This is a genomic window from Nostoc spongiaeforme FACHB-130, assembly GCF_014698475.1.
Lineage (GTDB): Bacteria > Cyanobacteriota > Cyanobacteriia > Cyanobacteriales > Nostocaceae > Nostoc_B > Nostoc_B spongiaeforme.
The window spans coordinates 373,709-392,449 of the sequence record NZ_JACJTB010000001.1 but is presented as its reverse complement, the minus strand read 5'-3'; the positions used below and the strand labels follow the sequence as shown (position 1 = coordinate 392,449).

Sequence of the window (18,741 nt, the reverse complement as noted above, 5' to 3'; positions counted from 1 at the left end):
CAAGAAATTTAGTGAGCGATCGCTCACCCTCAATACAGCTTCATAAGTGGTAGATGCACCGCATAATTAGCATTGGGATACTTATTTAATTTTTAAATTCATCATCACATATACTTAGTTATGCCTACACACTTAAATACACCTTAACCATAAAAAAACAGTGAATCCTCAGTGATAATACTTGGTTTTCACGGAAGTATTTGCAAAAAATTATTATCTTTAGTTACGATTTATACAATAAATTATTCCGTCAGAGTAAAATCATAGTAAAAGTACTTAACCCCGACGAACGAAATTCGCAAGTCAGATGAGGAGAGAAATTAGACTTCTTGCATAAATATTTTTTGTCTCACGCAGAAATGCAGAGGCGCAAAGGAGGCTAGGGGCTAGAAAATCAGGACTATTAATTTTCTAGCCCCTAGCCTCTAACCTCTAAATTAATCTTCTTTAGGCAAATTCTCTTCCACAGAAGTAGGGGGATGTTCTTCATAAAATTCATCATGATTATTAGGAGGGTTACAAACTATCACCATCTCAGTTTCTTTGGAATGGTGAGTTCCCCATTGGTCTAATACATCTTTGACTAAGATTTCCTGTACCCAAATTTTAGCAACAACTGTTAAAGGTAAAGCTAAAAATAAGCCTAAAAAGCCAAAGAATGTCACAAAAAATAGTTGAGAAATTAAGGTCACAGCAGGTAACAATGAAACTTGTTGTGCCATGACATAAGGTGTAATAAAATTACTTTCAGTTTGTTGAATAAAAAAGTAGAGGATCAAGACAGCTAAAGATTTCCAAGGAGCATCTAATAAAGCGATCGCCATTGCTGGAACTACGCTTAATGTGGGGCCTAAATTGGGTATTAAGTTTAAAAAGCCTGCTAAAATTCCCAAAGCCAAGGCTGCTTTTACACCCAAAACTGATAAGCCAACCACACTCATCAAGCCGACGACACCCATCGCAATCAGCGCACCTGTCACCCATCCTTGCAGTGAAAGTTCGCATTTATCTAAAATGCCATCTACCCGACGGCGATAAAAAGAAGGAAACACGCGAATAAAAACTCGGCGGTAAGCTACAGGATCAGCTAACAGCATTCCTGTCCACACCAGTACCAACAACACTTTCAAAACAACTTCTAAAGAACTGGAGACAAAGGCAAAGGAACTACCTAAAACGCGATTAATAAAAGGTTGTGCTTGCTGAATTAAACTATTGAGATCGGGGATGTAGGGGACTAATTGGCTAGGAACCCTGGTTTTCATTTCATCCAGCCAACTATTAAAGCGTTCTAAACCTTGGGGAACCCGGTAAGTTAACTCATGAAATTGTTGGGCAAAAGGTGGCACAATCAACAGGAAAAAACCCACCACCGCAGCAAAAAAGAGAGCCACTGAAATGATGACAGCAAAACCGCGCTTAATTCCTAAGTTTTGGAAACGTTTGGCTAACCGATTTAAAGTACTGGCTAACACCACGGCGGCAAACATCAGCAACAAAACTTCTTTGATTTGCCACAAAATGTATAAAGAAAGAATTATGGCGATTAAACCGATCCATTGACCAAGATTCACAGGTTAACTCCCGGCTGTTGGTGATGCAGTTAGGTTAGCTGATTTTAGCAATAACGCCTAGACGATTTAAGTTAAATTTGTTTTTGTTTGAAATCGCCAGAATAAAGCGATCGCTATAATTACAGTCGGTGACAAAACTAAAATTAAGGCGTTTGTCGTTGTGGCAGGAAGCGGCACACTTGGCAAAATGTACTTAATCGCCGCAGATAACAAAGCTGACAGTACAAGTAGCTTGGCAATAAAAATTAACTGGTTTGGCATAGCAGTACGGCAATTCACCTTTTTCTGTAGGGTATACCCGAATATAAGCTCAAAGGAAGACTCTCTACAATATTCACATAAGTACACAACCTAGAGGCTAGTAGAACAAGGCAAAAGTCAAAAGGCAAAAGTAAAAAGAAAAAATATTAACGCTGGACTTTTGGCAAAAAATTAATTAAGGATAAATCAAAATGCCCGTAGAAAAAAATAACAAAAATCCAATCAAACCGCCAAGAGTGAGGCAGTTTGGTGGTAGCTTACTAATACTACTGACTCTGTTATTACTGCTTAATTTTATTGTTCCTAGTTTCTTTGGGCCGCGATTGCCACAAGTGCCTTATAGTGACTTTGTGGCACTAGTTCAGCAAGGTAAAGTAGACCGTGCTGTGGTAGGAGGCGATCGCATTGAGTATACGCTCAAAGGGCAAACTCCCGATAATAAAACTACTGAACAGGTCTTTGCCACCACACCTGTAGCCTTAGATTTAGATTTACCGAAAATTCTGCGCGAGAATAAGGTTGAATTTGCTGCACCACTTCCAGACCAAAATGCTTGGATTGGCACGCTCTTAAGTTGGGTTGCACCACCATTAATTTTCTTTGGGATTTGGGGCTTTTTAATTAATCGCCAAGGTGGTGGCCCGGCTGCACTCACTGTTGGTAAAAGCAAAGCCCGGATTTATTCTGAAGGTAGCACTGGGGTAAAATTCCCCGATGTAGCTGGGGTAGATGAAGCCAAAGTCGAACTCGAAGAAATTGTCGATTTTCTGAAGAATGCGACCAAATACACCAACTTAGGCGCGAAAATTCCTAAAGGTGTGTTGTTAGTTGGGCCTCCAGGTACAGGTAAAACATTACTAGCAAAAGCGATCGCAGGGGAAGCTGGTGTTCCCTTCTTCAGCATCTCTGGTTCCGAATTTATCGAATTATTCGTTGGTGTAGGTGCGGCACGTGTCCGCGATTTGTTTGAACAAGCGAAAAAACAAGCACCTTGTATCGTCTTCATCGATGAATTAGACGCATTGGGTAAATCTCGCGGTGGTGCGGGTGGCTTTGTCGGCGGTAACGATGAACGGGAACAAACCCTCAACCAATTGCTTACCGAAATGGATGGCTTTGATGCCAACACCGGGGTAATTATTATCGCTGCAACCAACCGTCCCGAAGTCCTAGACCCCGCTTTGCGCCGTCCTGGTCGCTTTGACCGTCAAGTTGTGGTCGATCGCCCTGATAAAATTGGTCGAGAAGCAATCCTCAAAGTTCATGCACGTAACGTTAAACTGGCGGATGATGTTAACCTCGCCACCATCGCCATCAGAACTCCTGGTTTTGCCGGTGCAGACTTAGCCAACCTCGTCAACGAAGCCGCATTGTTAGCCGCAAGGCAAAATCGCCCAGCCGTGATTATGGCAGATTTCAACGAAGCGATCGAACGTGTAGTTGCAGGTTTAGAAAAACGCTCTCGTGTGCTGAACGAAACTGAGAAAAAGACCGTCGCTTATCACGAAGTTGGTCACGCCATCATTGGTGCGTTGATGCCTGGGGCGGGTAAAGTCGAAAAAATATCCGTAGTTCCCCGTGGTGTGGGTGCGTTGGGCTATACCATTCAAATGCCCGAAGAAGACCGCTTCTTAATGATTGAAGATGAAATTCGCGGTCGCATTGCTACCTTACTGGGTGGACGTTCCGCCGAAGAAATCGTCTTTGGCAAAGTTTCCACAGGCGCGAGTGACGATATTCAAAAAGCCACCGACTTAGCCGAACGTTACGTTACCTTATATGGGATGAGCGATAAATTAGGGCCAGTCGCCTTTGAGAAAACCCAACAGCAGTTTCTGGATGGTTACGGTAACGCCCGCCGTTCTATTAGTCCCCAAGTCGCCCAAGAAATTGATAACGAAGTCAAACAAATAGTAGATAACGCTCATCATATTGCTTTGAGCATTCTGCAACAAAACCGCGACTTGTTAGAAGAAACCGCCCAAGAACTACTGCAAAGAGAAATTCTCGAAGGTTCAGACTTGCGCGATCGCCTCAAACAAGCCAAAGCCCCCGAAGACCTGTCAGAATGGTTACGTTCAGGAAATGTCTCACCTGATAAACCATTGATGCAATCCGTGTTGAATTAAATAATTAAATCTGGGTGGTGCGTTGTCTTTATGAACAAGATTTGGGGGATTCTCCCCCAAACCCCCGATTGGGGGACGGTTGCGTCCCCCAAGCCCCCTCCAAAATCATTTTTTCGTTTTTATTTGAAAGCTGGAATACCAGGAATATAGCAATCTTATTTGATATGTGAACAACAGAAATAAGGGAGACAAGGAGGACAGGGTAGACAAGGAAGAAAAATTTTTGTAAATCATTTAGGATTGCCATAGTAAGACTTTTCCTCCTGCCTCCTGCCTTCTGCCTCCTGCCTCCTAGCCGATAGCCGAGATAGTAAAACCTGTTACAGCCATAGCACCAGCGATCGCACTTGCAACCAGAGAGGTGAGTGCTGTCCCAAATAACCACCAAGCGGCGTTAGCAACGGTTTTTTTGGTTTCTTCGGCTTGTTTTTTCACTTGGTGTTGGATACTGTGTAAACGTTCTTTGGTGATTTGCTGAATGCGTTCGGCGCGTTGCAAGACACTATCGCGGGCGGATTCGATTTGGTTGATAATGCGGTTAGCGTCTTCTTGGGAAATATCTTCTCGTGAACTGAGAACTGCAACTAAGGTATCACGGTCAAATTGACTCAAGCGATCGCGCAAGGCTTCAAATCCGGCTTGGGGGTCATCAAACAATTTGGCAAAATCATGTCTGATCCCTTCATAATCCAGTTCAGGACGATTCAACGAATTGAGATAGTTCCGAATTCTGTTTCTCACCCCTTCGGTTGCTGATTGCACACCTTGTTGAATCTGCCGGAATTGCTTCACAACTGCATCCCGCGCCGATAATATTTGATCAGCAATGCGGTTAACGTCTTCTTCAGAAATATCCTCACGTTGGGATAGTAACGCCACAATTGTAGAACGGTCAACTTGAGATAAGCGATCGCTCAAGTTACTAACTCCGGTACGGGGATCGCGTAACAGCAGTTGTAAATCACGCTTAATGCTGTCTGGGTTGAGTTCTTCTTTATTGGTGTGACGTAGGTAATCTTCGAGATTTCTTTCAAAATCGACTACTTGCTGAACAGTACGGTTTGCCAAGCGGCGCGGTGCTTTAATAATGTTAGTAATCGCCTCTTGTGCTTGGTCAATGATCCCTTCTACTTGTTCTTCGCTTAAGTCTCCCCGTTGGCTAACGAGTTTAACTAAGGTTTCGCGGTCAACTTGCGACAAGCGACTACGCATTGCAGAAATTCCTTCTTTGGGATCAACCAGCAATTTTTCTAAATCTTTGCGGATTGCTTCGGGGTTGAGTTCTTCTAAATTGGTGTTACGGAGATATTCTGCAATTTGAGTTGTGGTTTGTTCGTACTGTTTTTTAGCTTTATCTGCTACCACTTGCGGGGTTTGCAAGATATTATTTCTGACTGATTCTAGCTGATCAATAATTTGCTTAACTTCATCTTCATTCAAATCTTGACGCTGAGACAGCAGACTAACTAAAGTATCACGATCAAACTGCGATAAACGTTGACGCAGCAAGTTAAATCCGGCTTGAGGGTCTTGCAATAAAGTGCTGAAATCACGACGAATACCTCCAGGACTTAATTCTTCCTTGTTAGTATTTTGCAGATAATCTTCGACTCTTTGGCGTAAGTTTTCAGTTTGAGTTGTTGCTTGTTCCTGTAATTGATTTAAAACAGAGTCCCGGACACTTTCTAAGTTATTCAGCAAATTATTAGCTTCTTCATCACTAAAGTCTTGACGCTGCTGTAAAACTTGCAGCAAGACATCACGAGTCAATCCTTGGAAGCGTTCATTTAAATCACTAAAATCAGCGTTTAATTCTGTGAGTAAATTAGCAAAATCTCGCTCAACAGTTTCAGAGGTTAATTCTTTTTTATCAGTCGAACGTAGATAATTTTCAATGCGATTCCGCAAATCTTGACTTTTATCTTTAACTTCCGCCTGCTGCAAAGTTGTTAACACTTCTTGGCGAATTTCTTCCATTTGTTGAGCAATTTCTTTAACTCGAACTTCACTAATATCACTGCGGCGGATGAGTAAATTCGCAAACTCTTCTTGGTTGAAACTTTCTAATTCCCGCCGCATAGTTGCCGCATCTGCTTGTGGATCATAAATCACATCGCGGAATTCATCTTTAATAGTGATGCGGTTAAAGTGCCAAGGTAAAGAGTTTTTAATGTAATCTTCTACATCTTGACGGTAATGAGAATTAGATGAACCACCTCGTCCTTGCGTAGTTTTTTCAATAGTTTCTTGCAGTTGATGAGATATGTTTTCGATATCTAAATCTTGAACTTTATCCTTGAGCTTTTGTAACTGATTGGTGATTTTTTTTACATCGATATCAGCGACATCAACCCGTTCTAAAACTACTGGTAAAGCAGCCGTTAAACCAGTTTGAATGGCTTTGCTGATACCGCCATTACTACCATTACCGTTACCACCAACAGTCACTAATTCTTGCAAGCGATCGCCTAATTCATCTGATTGCAATTGTTCGGGAGTTGCCGATGTAATCAAGTTAATGACTTGCTGTGCTGGATTGCGCCGCGCTAAATTTTGGTTCCAAGCTGCTTCTAATTGGTCAGCGATTTTATTAATATCAGCTTTTGAGAAATCGGTGCGATCGCTAATTAAACCAACAAAAGTTTGACGATTAAAATTTTGTGGGAAATTCTCAGGTAGAGATTGCCAATCGATATCACCAAAAATCTGATCAAATTGTTTGCGAATATCTGGTAAATCTAGTTGTGGTTTTGGCAAATTAGTCAAAGAACTTTGCAGTGTAGATTTTATATTATCAACATCAAAACCAGAAATTAACTCTCGGCGAACGGCGGCTGTAATATCTTCCGCAGTCGAAACCATTTGCTGTTTTGCCAAATTTGCACCTACAGCACTAGTCGCAGTTCCCATCAATGCTTGCATTCCTGCATTAGCAGTATTAGCAACTGAACCAATTAATGAACCTACTGTTGATGAACCAAACCAAACTACAATTGAGAAGTAAGCAGACCAGATAACTACACCAATAATTGCGCCTAACAATGCACTATCAATTAAACTGAGTTTTACTGCCAAAAAACAAGCAGTAAATAATGCAATTGTGGCGCTAATTAATGCCCAAATTCCAACTTTATTTTCTACTTTGCGAATTGTACTCCCTAAGCTTTCATCATCACTAGAAGATGAATCATCATCTGTGGCAGAAATTCTGAAAGCGACTGCAAAGTTAGTGAGTAACAGTTGAAAAGCAAACGCCATTAAGACACCAGCTACCAAAGAAACTAAAAATTTCGGCCCAGAAAAAACCAATGATGCTTGTTCTGGAGTTAGTATTTCTTGCACTTCGGTAATGGCTGCTAATCCATTATTCAGCCAATGCCATCCTAAAGAATTTTCGACAATTTGAAGCATAGTATTTTCTCATTCATGCTCAATAAACGCCAGTTACTTTGTCAGCAACTAGCTACTTCCTACGCTAAGTACCAAATTCTTTAACTGACACTTTCTTAGGGGGTAAAGCCTATTTCCGAAAGTCGTAGTTTTATAGGAGGCGGAGAAGTCAAAAGTAAAAAGGCAAAAGTCAAAGGTATTCTTCATTTTTGCCTTATTGACATTGTGAATGTATCGCCTGACATTGCCAGTGTATTGCCTGACATTGCCAGTGTATCGCCTGACATTGCCAGTGTATCGCCTGACATTGTGAATGTATCGACTAACTCTAAAAGATTTGTGTGTACACAGTAGCACCTTTTAGGAGAGGGAGGTTGGGAGGGAGAGGTCTGTCAAATTCAAGTTAAATCACCAAAGGTTCTAGTTGATAATTGTGCCAGTGGCGTTGATACCATTCAGCGACTAAAGGCCGGACGATAAATTTAGGACGGCCTTCGCCTGTGACATCAATTCGCAAGCAGGAGTAAGGACGGCGTTTTTCCGAACCATGACCGTTACGACCAACAAACAAATGCGATCGCGCAATTAATTGATTTCCCTCGACTAAATCAGCGCCTTCAGTTCGTTGTCGGCGCAAACTAAACCCACTTCCACCACACACAATCCAGTTAATCGCTGAGTCTGCGTGTCCAGTGTTATATGTTTGCAGATATTCTAAACAATGAGCATGGCCGTTTAATACCAAATCCACTACCGCACGACCTTGAGTTACATCACCCACTGTTTCCGCTACGGCGTTGAATACTTCACGCAAGCGAGTGCGGATTGCTAGTGTTTGTGCTTGTTGCCATTTAGTTGCTTCCGTAACATAGGGAGGATGATGGAAATACACCACCCTTCCCCGCACTTGGGAATTTTGCCAAGATGCAATTAACCTTTGTTTTAGCCATTCCAACTGTTCTATGTCAGTATGGATTGCTTGTTGCGGCGCTAATTGTTTGTCAATATCAACTACCAGTTCTTCAATTTGCGATAGCTTGACGTATAAATCATCTAAATATTCAGCTTCGTGGGGATTATCTGGATTCAACTTGCTGGATAATTCCAGAATTTGCTGTTTTTCCTGTTCAAATTCTTGGCGGCGTTGTTCTAAAATTCTCCGTTGTGCGTCGCCTTCGGCGGTTTGGGGAAGTGATGGCGGATCATTGAAGGTATTGGAATCTAAGGCAAAGAAGTCAATCCCACCATAACGAAAACTATAGTAACGATTTGGCAGACGAGTAAATTTTCCTGGCTGGTAGGACAAACAGCGACCTGTCTTAGTGTTGGCGGTGTAGTATGTGTCTAAATGTCGGTCTAAATCGCCAGGAAACTTCAAAGCACAGAGATAATCAAGAAATGCTTTGGCGTAAGCTTCGCCTGTACTTGAACCATGTAAACCAACATCTAAATCTAAGCGCGATCGCAATAAGCGGCGAATTGGTAATGTTGTAATTGATAGCAAGTTCAAGACTATGGGTAAATCATAATAATCGTGATTTCCCGGTACAGGCAAAATCGGTACACGAAAAGTCATCTTGTCGTAGGCAATTTTTTTAGGAAAATCACCACCAACCAGATATTCTTTGTAAGGTCGAATAAAGTTTTGCTGATAATACTCACTAGAACCCACTAAATAAATCACATCCCCTGTATGCAGCATAAAGCGACAGTCATCAAGATGAGGTAATGTGAGTTTCGCTACTTGTCTTTGGGGGTTTTGTCCACCATGTCTCCCTGAACCGCTATCTCCGACTACCAAAAACGAAAATTCAGGATTATCAGCTTGACCATCTTCTAGCATTAACTGAGTTTGGTCAATACCACGCCGTTGAATTAACGGATCTTCCCAGCGAACACGCTGGTTCATCTTCTGAATTTTTTTGACGATCGCTGGATCAGAAACAAGCTTCAAAACATTTTACTCCTACAAGACTGACGCACAAAGGATATTCGTTGAGATTGGGTGTAAGGGTGTCGAATTTGGGGAGTGTGGGGAGAGAGGGGAGTGTGGGGGGAAAGATTTCTTCACCATCCTCCCACACCTCCCACCCTTCCCACACCCCTGGATTTCTCTCTTGTGAGAAATCCAGGTTTAACTTCCCGTTTCTTCTTCGCTGGGTGGGGGATTTTTCAACTCAATGACTAGATTTGGCAGTCCCTCAAGTTTTTCTGCGGGTTCAACTTCTTCCACTGTTGGTACAAACACCCGCAAACCTGCTGGAACACACTTGACTTCTATTGGTGTTGTGCCAACTATCTCACCATCTATGACAACTTTTTGTGGTGGTTCAGTGGTGATTTTAAATTGTTTGGCGCGGAGATAGCCGATATCATCCCGTTCAACTGCATTCCCCGAAGACGCACTTTGAAATAAATGATATGTCGCAGCGATCGCTCCGGCTTTGCTGATAGGGGCTACAATTGTGACATCGAGTAATCCATCATCGTAAATAATTCCACCCGGACCTTGTGCCAAAACTGATGTCGCCGGTGCAGCATTAGCAACTGTGACGGCTGCGGCTGTGGTTTTAATAATTTTTTCGTCGGTCTCAATTTCAACATCAAAACTCTGTAATTCCCGTAATTGCTGGAGTCCCGCCAAGATGTAAGCAATAATTCCAAAGCGGTTTTTTGCTTCTCGGTTAGCTTTTTCTACAGTTTCCGCCTCAAATCCCACACCTGCTAGTAAGATTAATGGGCGATCGTTGCAATAAGCTACATCTACATTGCGAGTCGCTCCTTGTAAAATTGTTTGACAGGCTGCATCAATGGTGTCGGGAATACCTAAAGCATTGGCAAAGGCATTGGCTGTTCCCCGTGAAATAATCCCAAAGGGAATATTTGTATTAATGACTGCGGCGGCTGCTGCTGAAAGTGTACCATCACCACCAGAGGCGATAATTTCATCCACTCCGCGCTGAACTGCGTCATAAGCCAATTGATCAGCACCGACTTCTTCCGTTGTGAAATGAATATCTAAATCAATAGTTGGTTCTAATAATGCGCGAATCTCTAATAGTTCTTGTTCTGGGTTACCTTGACCCGCTACTGGATTGAAAATGAGGCAGGCGGAACGATTCATAAAAGTTAAATTTTAAGCAGCGATCGCTAACATACCAAAATATTCCTATCATTCCCAGATAATCTTGACTTCTCTCTGACGACAGGTTTACTCATCTTCAGAAATAGGTAGTTGGTTGACAAGATCCCCGACTTCTTGAAGAAGTCGGGGATCTGACCACTTAAATAATGCCATTATTCAGTATTTTGCTGAACTAGCTGATACATAACTCACACTTAATCTTCCTTAAATGTCTTAACTGTCTCAATTTAATTTCTTAAATGTCTTAACTGTCCTTGAATGTTTTCGCAAATACATAGAGAATATATCAGCGTAAAAACTAAAATTATCAAGCATAAAAACCACAACTTAAATATAAATCAAAAATAAAATTTTCCCATTAATATTATTTAAAGGAGTCCGAAAAATGGATATTGATAACATAGGGCAGATTTCTAAAAGAGACTTAGAAATAATTCAACTACATCAATTTCAACAACCTATCTATTGTTGTAATGTTACTGCGATCGCCTATGCTTTGACTGCATTAGGATATTTAACAACTGTCGATGAAATTTTCTATGCCACCCAATTGCCCATCGCCTCAGTTTTAGATGATGGTATGACCTTAGCAGAAACTTACGACACCTGCAAAATCTATATAGAAAGAAAAGGATTACCTTTATCAATTCGGATGGATCATTTTGATAAGCCGAGTCTGACACTCGAAGCATTCATCCGCGAAGTTGAAACTGCTGTTTGTAATGAAAATGATGTCCACATTCTCAACTTCAATACTCGGATTGCTCATGAAAATCCCAGTTTAGAAGGTGGTCATTTCTCTTTACTAGCAGATTATGACCCCCAAACTCAAGAAGTCACCATTGCAGATACCAATCCCAAGCGATATACAAGATTTTGGAAATGTCCAATTCAACGGATGTACACTGCTTGCGTAGATAAAGATTCCTCATCAAATCGTTCTCGTGGGATGATTGTACTCCGCAGATTAGAACCAGCCAAAACAGGTAACGGCGCACTTCATCCATCCGAACTGGCTTTGAATGCTCTCCATGCAGAAAATAGCTGATGTAGCCAAGTGCTGAGTATGTTTTGCTGTAGTTAAAGCTTCCATCAAGTCTCCTGAAAGTATCACCGAAACAGCACTTTAACTCCTTCATTTGTCTTGTGAAGGAGTTATTTTCTATCTACAGCAAAGTGCTGAATTATAATTACAAAATTATCCCCCTACCTCCTAACGTTGACACAAAGAGCGATCGCTCTGTTCTAATTTTGTGTTAGTTTGCAAATAATCCTACACCAAAGAGCAAGCATAACTCAGGGCATTTAATTTGAGAATGCGCCGTAAATTCCATAAAATCAGGGTATTATCATCACCACCAGAAGCTAAAAAAGTTCCGTCGCGGCTGATGGCGATTTTGCGAATAAGAAAGCAATTAAGCAATAAATTAGGGGTGCTAACAACTGCACCCCTAAAAATCAACTATTTATTGTTGTGAATGTTTACATTGGCATAATCCACAATGGATAATCCGTGTTGAATAATGAAATTACGAATTATCCATCATAAATTATCTTCTTTTTCTGTTTCTGGGATCTAGGAAGTGAACAGCAGCACCAGCAGCAGCACCATTAACGCCATTTTTCCAGGTAGTTCTGCAACCACCAGTAATTGCTCCTGTAGCTACGCCAGCTACTGCACCTACGCCGACATCTTGGACAATTCTCCGGCCATTTCTAGCTCTGGCTCTTCTGGTTCTCAAACCGTTAGCACCATTTACCGCCGCACCAGCTCCAGCACCAGTGATAGCGTTATTTAATACAGAACCGCAACCTGTTAAGGCTCCAGTAATAGCACTTGCACCAGCACCAATGGCTGCATTATGGATAACTCGGTCATCTGCACTAGCCGATTGAGTAGGAATTAGACTCACACTGGTTAAACTAACAGCCATCAAACCAGGTAAAAATGCACGTTTTAGGATGTTTTGCATGGGTAGTACCCTCTTAAAAATCAAACGATTGGTGAACAACACAATATTAAGTGCGATCGCTAACCATTTTTTATTCTAGACAACAGCAATATTATCTCTGTTCAAGACATTATTGATAATGACATACACACAAATATCCTGACATCCACTAAAAGTTAGGAATTGTAACTTTCAAATCAGACAGCCAACTTATTAATCACGACCTAATTAAAAAGCTTGAATCCACTCTTTGATAGAGTATTCTGTCCAAATACCGTTTTGCCAATAAGGGTCATTTTCAATTAATTGGCGGACAGTGGCTTCGTCTTCTGCTTCATAAATGCCAAAAACCTTGGTGACATCTTTGGTGGGGCCGATAGTAATTAACACACCAGATTCTTTTTGTTTGGCTAAACCATCTAAATGCGCTTGACGGTAAGGAGCGCGTTTTTCTAAAACGTCGTCGCAGTAAGTTCCCCAGAGTACGTATTTGGGCATAATCAATCAACTAAAAATGCAAATTTCACAATGAATAGTAAGCTAAAACCAGTCAAAATTACACAACCACTTGTCAAGGTTGTCATTAGTCATTAGTCATTGGTCATTTGTAAATACCAATGACCTAAGCAAGTGATGAGTCGATTAATGACTCATCACTACTAATTTTTAGCTTCTGAGGTTAACGCCGAATTTTTCTACTAAAGCTTCCCGAACTTTGTTGTGTACAGGTTCGACTTCGGCATCGGTGAGAGTGCGATCGCTTGCCCGATATACTAGACGAAATGCTAAACTGCGTTGTCCTTGGGGGACGTTTTCGCCACGATATTCATCGAAGATTTCCACAGATTCCAGTAAACCTTTACCAGCTTTGTTAATCGCTTTTTCCAGTTCTCCTACAGAAACTTTCACCGGGGCGAAAAAGGCGATGTCGCGATCGCTGGCTGGGTATGTAGAATAAGACTTGAATGTAGGAATCAAAATTTCATCTTGATCTAAGGCATCCAACAGGACATCTAAATCTAACTGAAATAGATACACAGAATCAGGTAAATCTTTTTCTCGCCGCAGTTGTGGGTGCAGTTGACCAAATACACCCAGTCGGTTTCCACCTATCCATAATGAAGCGGTGCGTCCGGGATGTAAACGCTCATCACGACAATCTGGTTGATATTCTACTTGGATACCCAATTGTTGAAAGACGCTTTCGAGAATACCTTTGGCTTCAAACCAAGTTATTGGCTGTTCCCGTCCACCTTTTGACCATTTGCCAAGGCTGCTGTCTCCTCCTAAGATACCAGCGATCGCATCAGCTTCATGCAGACCGTCTTCTTCTTGTTGGAAAATTCGCCCAATTTCAAAACCGTTGAGAGAACCGTTACCTTGTTCTAAATTGTATTGAAAAGCATCAATCAACCCAGCCATTAAATCAGTACGTAACGCCGAATATTCGGTAAATAGAGGGTTACTTAAAACTATCTGGCGGTCTTCCCCTGGTTTAACCAAGGAATACTGCACTAATTCCGTCAAACCTTCCGCCCGTAAAGTCGCCCGCAATTTCCGCAACAACTCCTGGTCTATGGGTAAATAGCCTGCTTGGGCTTTTTCCGGCAAGGTATCGCAGAAATTATCATAACCGTAGAGCCGAGCAAGTTCCTCAATTAAATCAATTTCTCGTTCTAAGTCGCGGTAACGATAAGGAGGAACAGCCACATTCCAAGTACGCTCATCTGTTGCTGTCAGCTGACATCCCAAGGCGGTTAAAATCCTGACAACATCGCTTGCTTGTAATTCCCCTGTGTCTTCGCCTAAATCAGTAGGCCCTAGTATTTCATTCACCCTATCTAAACGCAGAGCAATTGAACGACTCCAAGTTGCAGGGTCGGGACGAGTATCAACAATTTCTTGATGTACAATAACACCGCCAGCCAATTCACTAATTAAAGCTAAAGCACGACGACAGGCGACTTCCAATTCTGCCCGGTTCACACCCCGTTCATATCTCCCAGAAGCTTCACTGCGTAACCCCACCCCACGGGAGGAACGGCGAATAGCTACAGAGTCAAACAAAGCTGCTTCTAAAACTAAATTTTGCGAACCTTCATCAACTTCCGTTTCTTCTCCCCCCATCACTCCCGCTAAAGCCACAGGTTTATCGTTAGCGGTGATTAACAAATTTTGGGTTGCGAGGTTGCGAGTTTGCCCATCCAAGGTTTTCAGAGATTCTCCTTGATTGGCAAAACGCACACCAATAGTTAAATTGCCATTACCTGCAACAGCTTGTAAACGGTCTTGGTCAAAGGCGTGGAGTGGTTGTCCCCATTCCAACAATACATAGTTAGTAATATCAACGACATTACTAATGGGACGCACACCCGCAGCCCGCAAGCGTTGTTGCAACCAGTCCGGCGACGGGGCAATTTTTACTTGTTCAATGACTGTACCAATGTAAGCTGGGCAAGCTTGGGTATCAGCAATTTTCAAACCTAACTTGCCTGGATTTTGAGTAACTTTGACTTCCCCAGGTTCAGGAATACTCAGTTTACCACCAGTTAAAGCGGCAACTTCTCGCGCTATGCCTACCATACTTAAAGCGTCAGCGCGGTTAGCAGTAGCAGTCACATCTAGAATCACATCATCTAAACCCAGCAACGGCCGGACATCACTACCCACCGAGAGATTTTCCCCAGTAAAAATGTGAATCCCATCAACATCACTTGGCAAACCCAGTTCTTTTAAAGAACAAATCATGCCGTGAGATGGAACACCACGCAGTTTTGCAGGTTTAATTTTTAAATCGATGTTTGGTAAATAAGTGCCAACGGTGGCGACTGGGACGTAAATATCAGCCCGGACGTTAGCTGCACCACAAACAATATTTAAAGTCTCAGCCGCACCCACATCTACTTGACAAACACTTAATTTATTAGCGTTGGGGTGGGGTTGACGTTCCAGCACTTTCCCCAAAACCACACCATCTGCCCAAGTGCGGCGGTCTTCAATATCTTCTACCTCAAACCCAGCCATTGTCAGGGTATGAGCTAATTCTTCTGGGCTTAATTTAATTTCTACTAGTTCCCGCAGCCAGTTTAAAGAGATTCGCATAAATGACGTAAAATCAACAATTTCAGCCTATTTTTACTTAAAAATGCTCACCTAATGCTCAAAAGCATAAGTTTCGGTGTTTGAGCGCATACTTTGAGCATTACTTTAAACTCAGTGGAGATGCTCGATTAATGCTCATTCTTCATTCTAATTGTTTCTGTTTATCTAATTTTTCCTGGATTGCGTCTCTGCAAAATTGTGCGGGGTCGTCTTGTGCCTTCACCGCTTCCTTCATCAACTCAGTACATCTAAAACTAATAGATGTGGTCATCGGTTCTTCACCCTTGGGTTGTGATGGTTGTAAGTTTTCGGGTGTTCCTCTAGGGTTCGGCATTGTTGAGAAGGGTGAATTAAGCTTGAATCAGACGTACACGTCTGACTAGACTGTTGAAATCAGTGGTTACATGAGCCTGAGAAACTTGTTAACCGCTGATACCACTCGTAAAAATGGCAATATCTATTTTATGTTGTTTACCCGCACAGAATTAGCCCGAATTTCTCACGTATAGGTAGCGGGTGTGGAGAGAGAGGGGAGTGTGGGGAGTGTGGGGAGTGTGGGGGGAAAGATTTTTTCACCATCCTCCCACCCCTCCCACACCCCTGGATTTCTCTCTTGTGAGAAATCCAGGTTAGACCTCTAGCCAGTGGAGCATACAAAGACAATTACATTAACCAGAGTACTCTGATTGCTCAGATCCCCGACTTCTTTCAGAAGTCGGGGATCTCGTATCCCGCACAAAAGAATATCAATTTCTGTATCGTGGGGCTTGTCACTGTAATATATTACAATTATAATACAAAATATAATACCACTTTCATAGTGACTATTTGTCGCTTGCACAAAAAGGAAATGTTATGATTCCCCGAACACGCGTCCGCAATATTGGTATCTCTGCTCACATCGACTCTGGTAAAACTACTCTGTCAGAGCGAATTCTCTTCTACACGGGCAGAATCCATGCTATTGAGGAGGTGAAGGGAGGCGGCAAGGGTGCAACAATGGATTTTATGCCGGAGGAAAAGCTGCATGGAATTACCATTACCTCCGCGGCCACAACTTGTCAGTGGCGTGATACCCAAATTAATTTAATTGATACTCCAGGGCATGTGGATTTCACGATTGAAGTAGAGCGTGCCTTGCGGGTGTTGGATGGGGCGGTGATGGTGTTGTGTGCCGTGGCGGGTGTGCAGTCCCAATCCATCACAGTGGATCGGCAGATGAAACGCTACCGTGTGCCGCGTCTAGCATTCATCAACAAAATGGATCGAATGGGTGCAGATCCGTTTCGTGTAGTCCAGGCTATCCGCGATCGCTTGCAATTAAATGCGGTGTTGTTGCAATATCCCATTGGTAGTGAAGATAACTTCCAAGGTGTGATTGACCTAGTGTCGATGCAAGCACATTACTTTGAAGGCGAAAACGGCGAACATTGGGTCAAACAAGCAATTCCTGAAAGTCTTGTAGCAGCAGCACAACAGGCGCGGGAAAAATTGCTAGATAGCTTGTCCTTGTTCTCAGAAGAAATGACTGAGATGCTATTGGCAGATCAAGAAATTCCCTCGGAACTGATTTGGCAAGTTATCCGCCAAGCAACCTTGAGGCTGGAATTCACACCTGTACTGCTGGGTTCTGCATTCAAAAACAAAGGTGTGCAGAATCTCTTAGATGGGATCGCCCTTTGTTTACCATCTCCCATCGATAGGGAAGTAGTCAAAACCGCAGAATCAGTCAGTGTTTACCCTGAGCCTGATGCTGCTTTAGTGGCTTTGGCATTCAAACTCACTCTTGAATCTTTCGGTCAGCTAACCTACACCCGCATTTACTCCGGCACATTAAAACCGGGTGATATTGTGTATAACTCCCGGACTGAAAAACGAGTGCAAATTGGTCGCTTGGTGCGAATGCACGCCAACAAGCGCGAAGAGTTGCCAGTGGCTGTAGCTGGAGATATTGTGGCTTTGTTGGGTGTTGACTGTGCTTCGGGCGATACATTATACACGGGAGACACACCAGTGTTTCTAGAAAGAATGTTTGTCCCGGAGCCAGTGATTACACTGGCAGTTACACCGAAAAAACAAGAAGATAGCGATCGCCTAGCCAAAGCCCTCAACCGCTTTCAACGAGAAGACCCGACATTTCGGCTAAGTATCGACCCAGAATCAAAAGCAACTTTGATTTCTGGTATGGGTGAACTGCATCTGGAGATTTACTTAGAACGGATTCAACGGGAATATAATGCTGAGGTTTATGTCGGTACTCCCGCAGTGGCGTATCGGGAAACCATTAGCCAAAAAACTCAATTTGATTACCGACTTAAGAAACAATCTGGTGGTACTGGTTTATACGCTCATGTAACTGGGTGGATTGAACCAAGCGATGAACCATTTGTATTTGAGAATCGGGTAGTTGGTGGTGCAATTCCCAAAGAATATATCCCAGCTTGTGAAAAAGGCTTCCGCGAGGCGATGACAACAGGAAAACTGTCAGGCTATCCGGTAACTGGGGTGAAAGTCGTGCTGGATGGGGGTTCCTATCATCCAGTTGACTCGTCGGAATTGGCGTTTCGTTCTGCGGCTCATCAAGCACTGGAAAATGCGATCGCCCAAGCCAAACCCTATATACTCGAACCAATTATGCTCGTTGAAGTGGAAACACCAAACGAGTTCATAGGTAGAGTCCAGGGTGACATTTCATCCCGTCGCGGCTTGCTGTTGAGTTCCGAGACAATGCAAGGATACTCTGTGATTCGCGCCGAAGTACCACTAGTGCAGATGTTTGGCTATTCTACAGAATTGCGATCGCTCACTGCCGGTATGGCAACTTTTTCAATGGAATTTGCCTGTTATCGCCAGTCTTAACCTGGATTTCTCTCAAGAGAGAAATCCAGGGGTGTGGGAGGTGTGGGAAGGGTGGGAGGTGTGGGAGGTGTGGGAGGTGTGGGAGGGGTGGGAGCATGGTGAAGAAATCTTCCCCCCAAACTCCCCTCTCTCCCCACCCATACACGAGAAATTCGAGTTAAATCCGCATTGGCAACTAGCATCTTGAATTAGTTTATTTAGGGACACAATAATTGTGTCCCTTTTATTTTTGCGATCGGCTTTACTCGTTGCGTGAGTGGTATCAATACTCGCCTATACGCTTGTAAAGAAAGCAATACTGTTTGATAATGTTTCTACCTATAACAGCA

Annotated in this window: 14 protein-coding genes; 3 read left to right on the top strand and 11 right to left on the bottom strand. The window is 42.7% G+C overall.

Going from position 1 to position 18,741, the window contains the following annotated elements; genetic code table 11:
* Window positions 1–437: 437 nt before the first annotated feature.
* Both H6G74_RS01570 and H6G74_RS01565 read right to left on the bottom strand, forming a co-directional pair.
* Window positions 438–1,574, bottom strand: coding sequence for an AI-2E family transporter (locus tag H6G74_RS01570; protein ID WP_190965978.1), 1,137 nt, complete (start codon window positions 1,572–1,574; stop codon window positions 438–440).
* Between the two features lie 66 nt (window positions 1,575–1,640).
* Window positions 1,641–1,835, bottom strand: a complete 195-nt coding sequence (locus H6G74_RS01565; protein ID WP_190965977.1) for a hypothetical protein — start codon at window positions 1,833–1,835, stop codon at window positions 1,641–1,643.
* A gap of 191 nt (window positions 1,836–2,026) precedes the next feature.
* On the opposite strand from H6G74_RS01565, the gene ftsH reads away from it, so the two are divergent.
* A complete protein-coding gene (ftsH, locus tag H6G74_RS01560) occupies window positions 2,027–3,964 on the top strand; it encodes an ATP-dependent zinc metalloprotease FtsH (RefSeq protein WP_190965976.1) in 1,938 nt (645 codons plus the stop codon).
* Between the two features lie 291 nt (window positions 3,965–4,255).
* Here ftsH and H6G74_RS01555 read toward each other — a convergent pair whose 3' ends face one another.
* From H6G74_RS01555 to H6G74_RS01545, 3 genes are all read right to left on the bottom strand, one after another.
* Window positions 4,256–7,375 (bottom strand): MFS transporter, encoded by a 3,120-nt coding sequence (locus tag H6G74_RS01555; RefSeq protein ID WP_190965975.1) that lies wholly within the window; start codon window positions 7,373–7,375, stop codon window positions 4,256–4,258.
* Window positions 7,376–7,757: 382 nt separating this feature from the next.
* Window positions 7,758–9,308, bottom strand: coding sequence for a metallophosphoesterase family protein (locus H6G74_RS01550; protein ID WP_190965974.1), 1,551 nt, complete (start codon window positions 9,306–9,308; stop codon window positions 7,758–7,760).
* 180 nt (window positions 9,309–9,488) lie between these two features.
* On the bottom strand, window positions 9,489–10,478 hold the full coding sequence (locus H6G74_RS01545; RefSeq protein WP_190965973.1) for a YegS/Rv2252/BmrU family lipid kinase: 990 nt from the start codon (window positions 10,476–10,478) through the stop codon (window positions 9,489–9,491).
* A gap of 406 nt (window positions 10,479–10,884) precedes the next feature.
* Between H6G74_RS01545 and H6G74_RS01540 the strand changes: the two genes are divergently transcribed.
* The gene (locus H6G74_RS01540; RefSeq protein ID WP_190965972.1) at window positions 10,885–11,547 is read left to right on the top strand and encodes a phytochelatin synthase family protein; all 663 of its coding nucleotides are present in this window, start codon (window positions 10,885–10,887) and stop codon (window positions 11,545–11,547) included.
* A 225-nt stretch (window positions 11,548–11,772) separates the two neighbouring features.
* On the opposite strand, the gene H6G74_RS01535 is transcribed toward H6G74_RS01540, so the two are convergent.
* From H6G74_RS01535 to H6G74_RS01515, 5 genes are all read right to left on the bottom strand, one after another.
* Window positions 11,773–11,922: a WD40 repeat domain-containing protein gene (locus H6G74_RS01535; protein WP_190966115.1), complete on the bottom strand. Its 150-nt coding sequence runs from the start codon at window positions 11,920–11,922 to the stop codon at window positions 11,773–11,775.
* Between the two features lie 127 nt (window positions 11,923–12,049).
* Window positions 12,050–12,472, bottom strand: coding sequence for a hypothetical protein (locus H6G74_RS01530; protein ID WP_190965971.1), 423 nt, complete (start codon window positions 12,470–12,472; stop codon window positions 12,050–12,052).
* 207 nt (window positions 12,473–12,679) lie between these two features.
* A complete protein-coding gene (locus H6G74_RS01525) occupies window positions 12,680–12,949 on the bottom strand; it encodes a YciI family protein (protein ID WP_190965970.1) in 270 nt (89 codons plus the stop codon).
* 168 nt (window positions 12,950–13,117) lie between these two features.
* Window positions 13,118–15,553: a phenylalanine--tRNA ligase subunit beta gene (gene pheT, locus H6G74_RS01520; protein WP_190965969.1), complete on the bottom strand. Its 2,436-nt coding sequence runs from the start codon at window positions 15,551–15,553 to the stop codon at window positions 13,118–13,120.
* Between the two features lie 142 nt (window positions 15,554–15,695).
* Window positions 15,696–15,887, bottom strand: a complete 192-nt coding sequence (locus tag H6G74_RS01515) for a hypothetical protein (RefSeq protein WP_190588096.1) — start codon at window positions 15,885–15,887, stop codon at window positions 15,696–15,698.
* Between the two features lie 521 nt (window positions 15,888–16,408).
* Between H6G74_RS01515 and fusA the strand changes: the two genes are divergently transcribed.
* Entirely contained in the window at window positions 16,409–18,412 is a 2,004-nt protein-coding gene (fusA, locus tag H6G74_RS01510) for an elongation factor G (RefSeq protein ID WP_190965968.1), read from the top strand.
* On the opposite strand, the gene H6G74_RS01505 is transcribed toward fusA, so the two are convergent.
* Window positions 18,409–18,594 (bottom strand): hypothetical protein, encoded by a 186-nt coding sequence (locus H6G74_RS01505; RefSeq protein ID WP_190965967.1) that lies wholly within the window; start codon window positions 18,592–18,594, stop codon window positions 18,409–18,411. The two genes, fusA and H6G74_RS01505, sit on opposite strands and share 4 nt — an antisense overlap.
* Between the last annotated feature and the right edge of the window lie 147 nt (window positions 18,595–18,741).

Coding starts and splice junctions, on each gene's coding strand:
- H6G74_RS01565 (WP_190965977.1), bottom strand. CDS start 1,835: ATGCCAAACCAGTTAATTTTTATTGCCAAGCTACTTGTACTGTCAGCT.
- ftsH (WP_190965976.1), top strand. CDS start 2,027: ATGCCCGTAGAAAAAAATAACAAAAATCCAATCAAACCGCCAAGAGTG.
- H6G74_RS01555 (WP_190965975.1), bottom strand. CDS start 7,375: ATGCTTCAAATTGTCGAAAATTCTTTAGGATGGCATTGGCTGAATAAT.
- H6G74_RS01545 (WP_190965973.1), bottom strand. CDS start 10,478: ATGAATCGTTCCGCCTGCCTCATTTTCAATCCAGTAGCGGGTCAAGGT.
- H6G74_RS01540 (WP_190965972.1), top strand. CDS start 10,885: ATGGATATTGATAACATAGGGCAGATTTCTAAAAGAGACTTAGAAATA.
- H6G74_RS01530 (WP_190965971.1), bottom strand. CDS start 12,472: ATGCAAAACATCCTAAAACGTGCATTTTTACCTGGTTTGATGGCTGTT.
- H6G74_RS01525 (WP_190965970.1), bottom strand. CDS start 12,949: ATGCCCAAATACGTACTCTGGGGAACTTACTGCGACGACGTTTTAGAA.
- pheT (WP_190965969.1), bottom strand. CDS start 15,553: ATGCGAATCTCTTTAAACTGGCTGCGGGAACTAGTAGAAATTAAATTA.
- H6G74_RS01515 (WP_190588096.1), bottom strand. CDS start 15,887: ATGCCGAACCCTAGAGGAACACCCGAAAACTTACAACCATCACAACCC.
- fusA (WP_190965968.1), top strand. CDS start 16,409: ATGATTCCCCGAACACGCGTCCGCAATATTGGTATCTCTGCTCACATC.
- H6G74_RS01505 (WP_190965967.1), bottom strand. CDS start 18,594: ATGCTAGTTGCCAATGCGGATTTAACTCGAATTTCTCGTGTATGGGTG.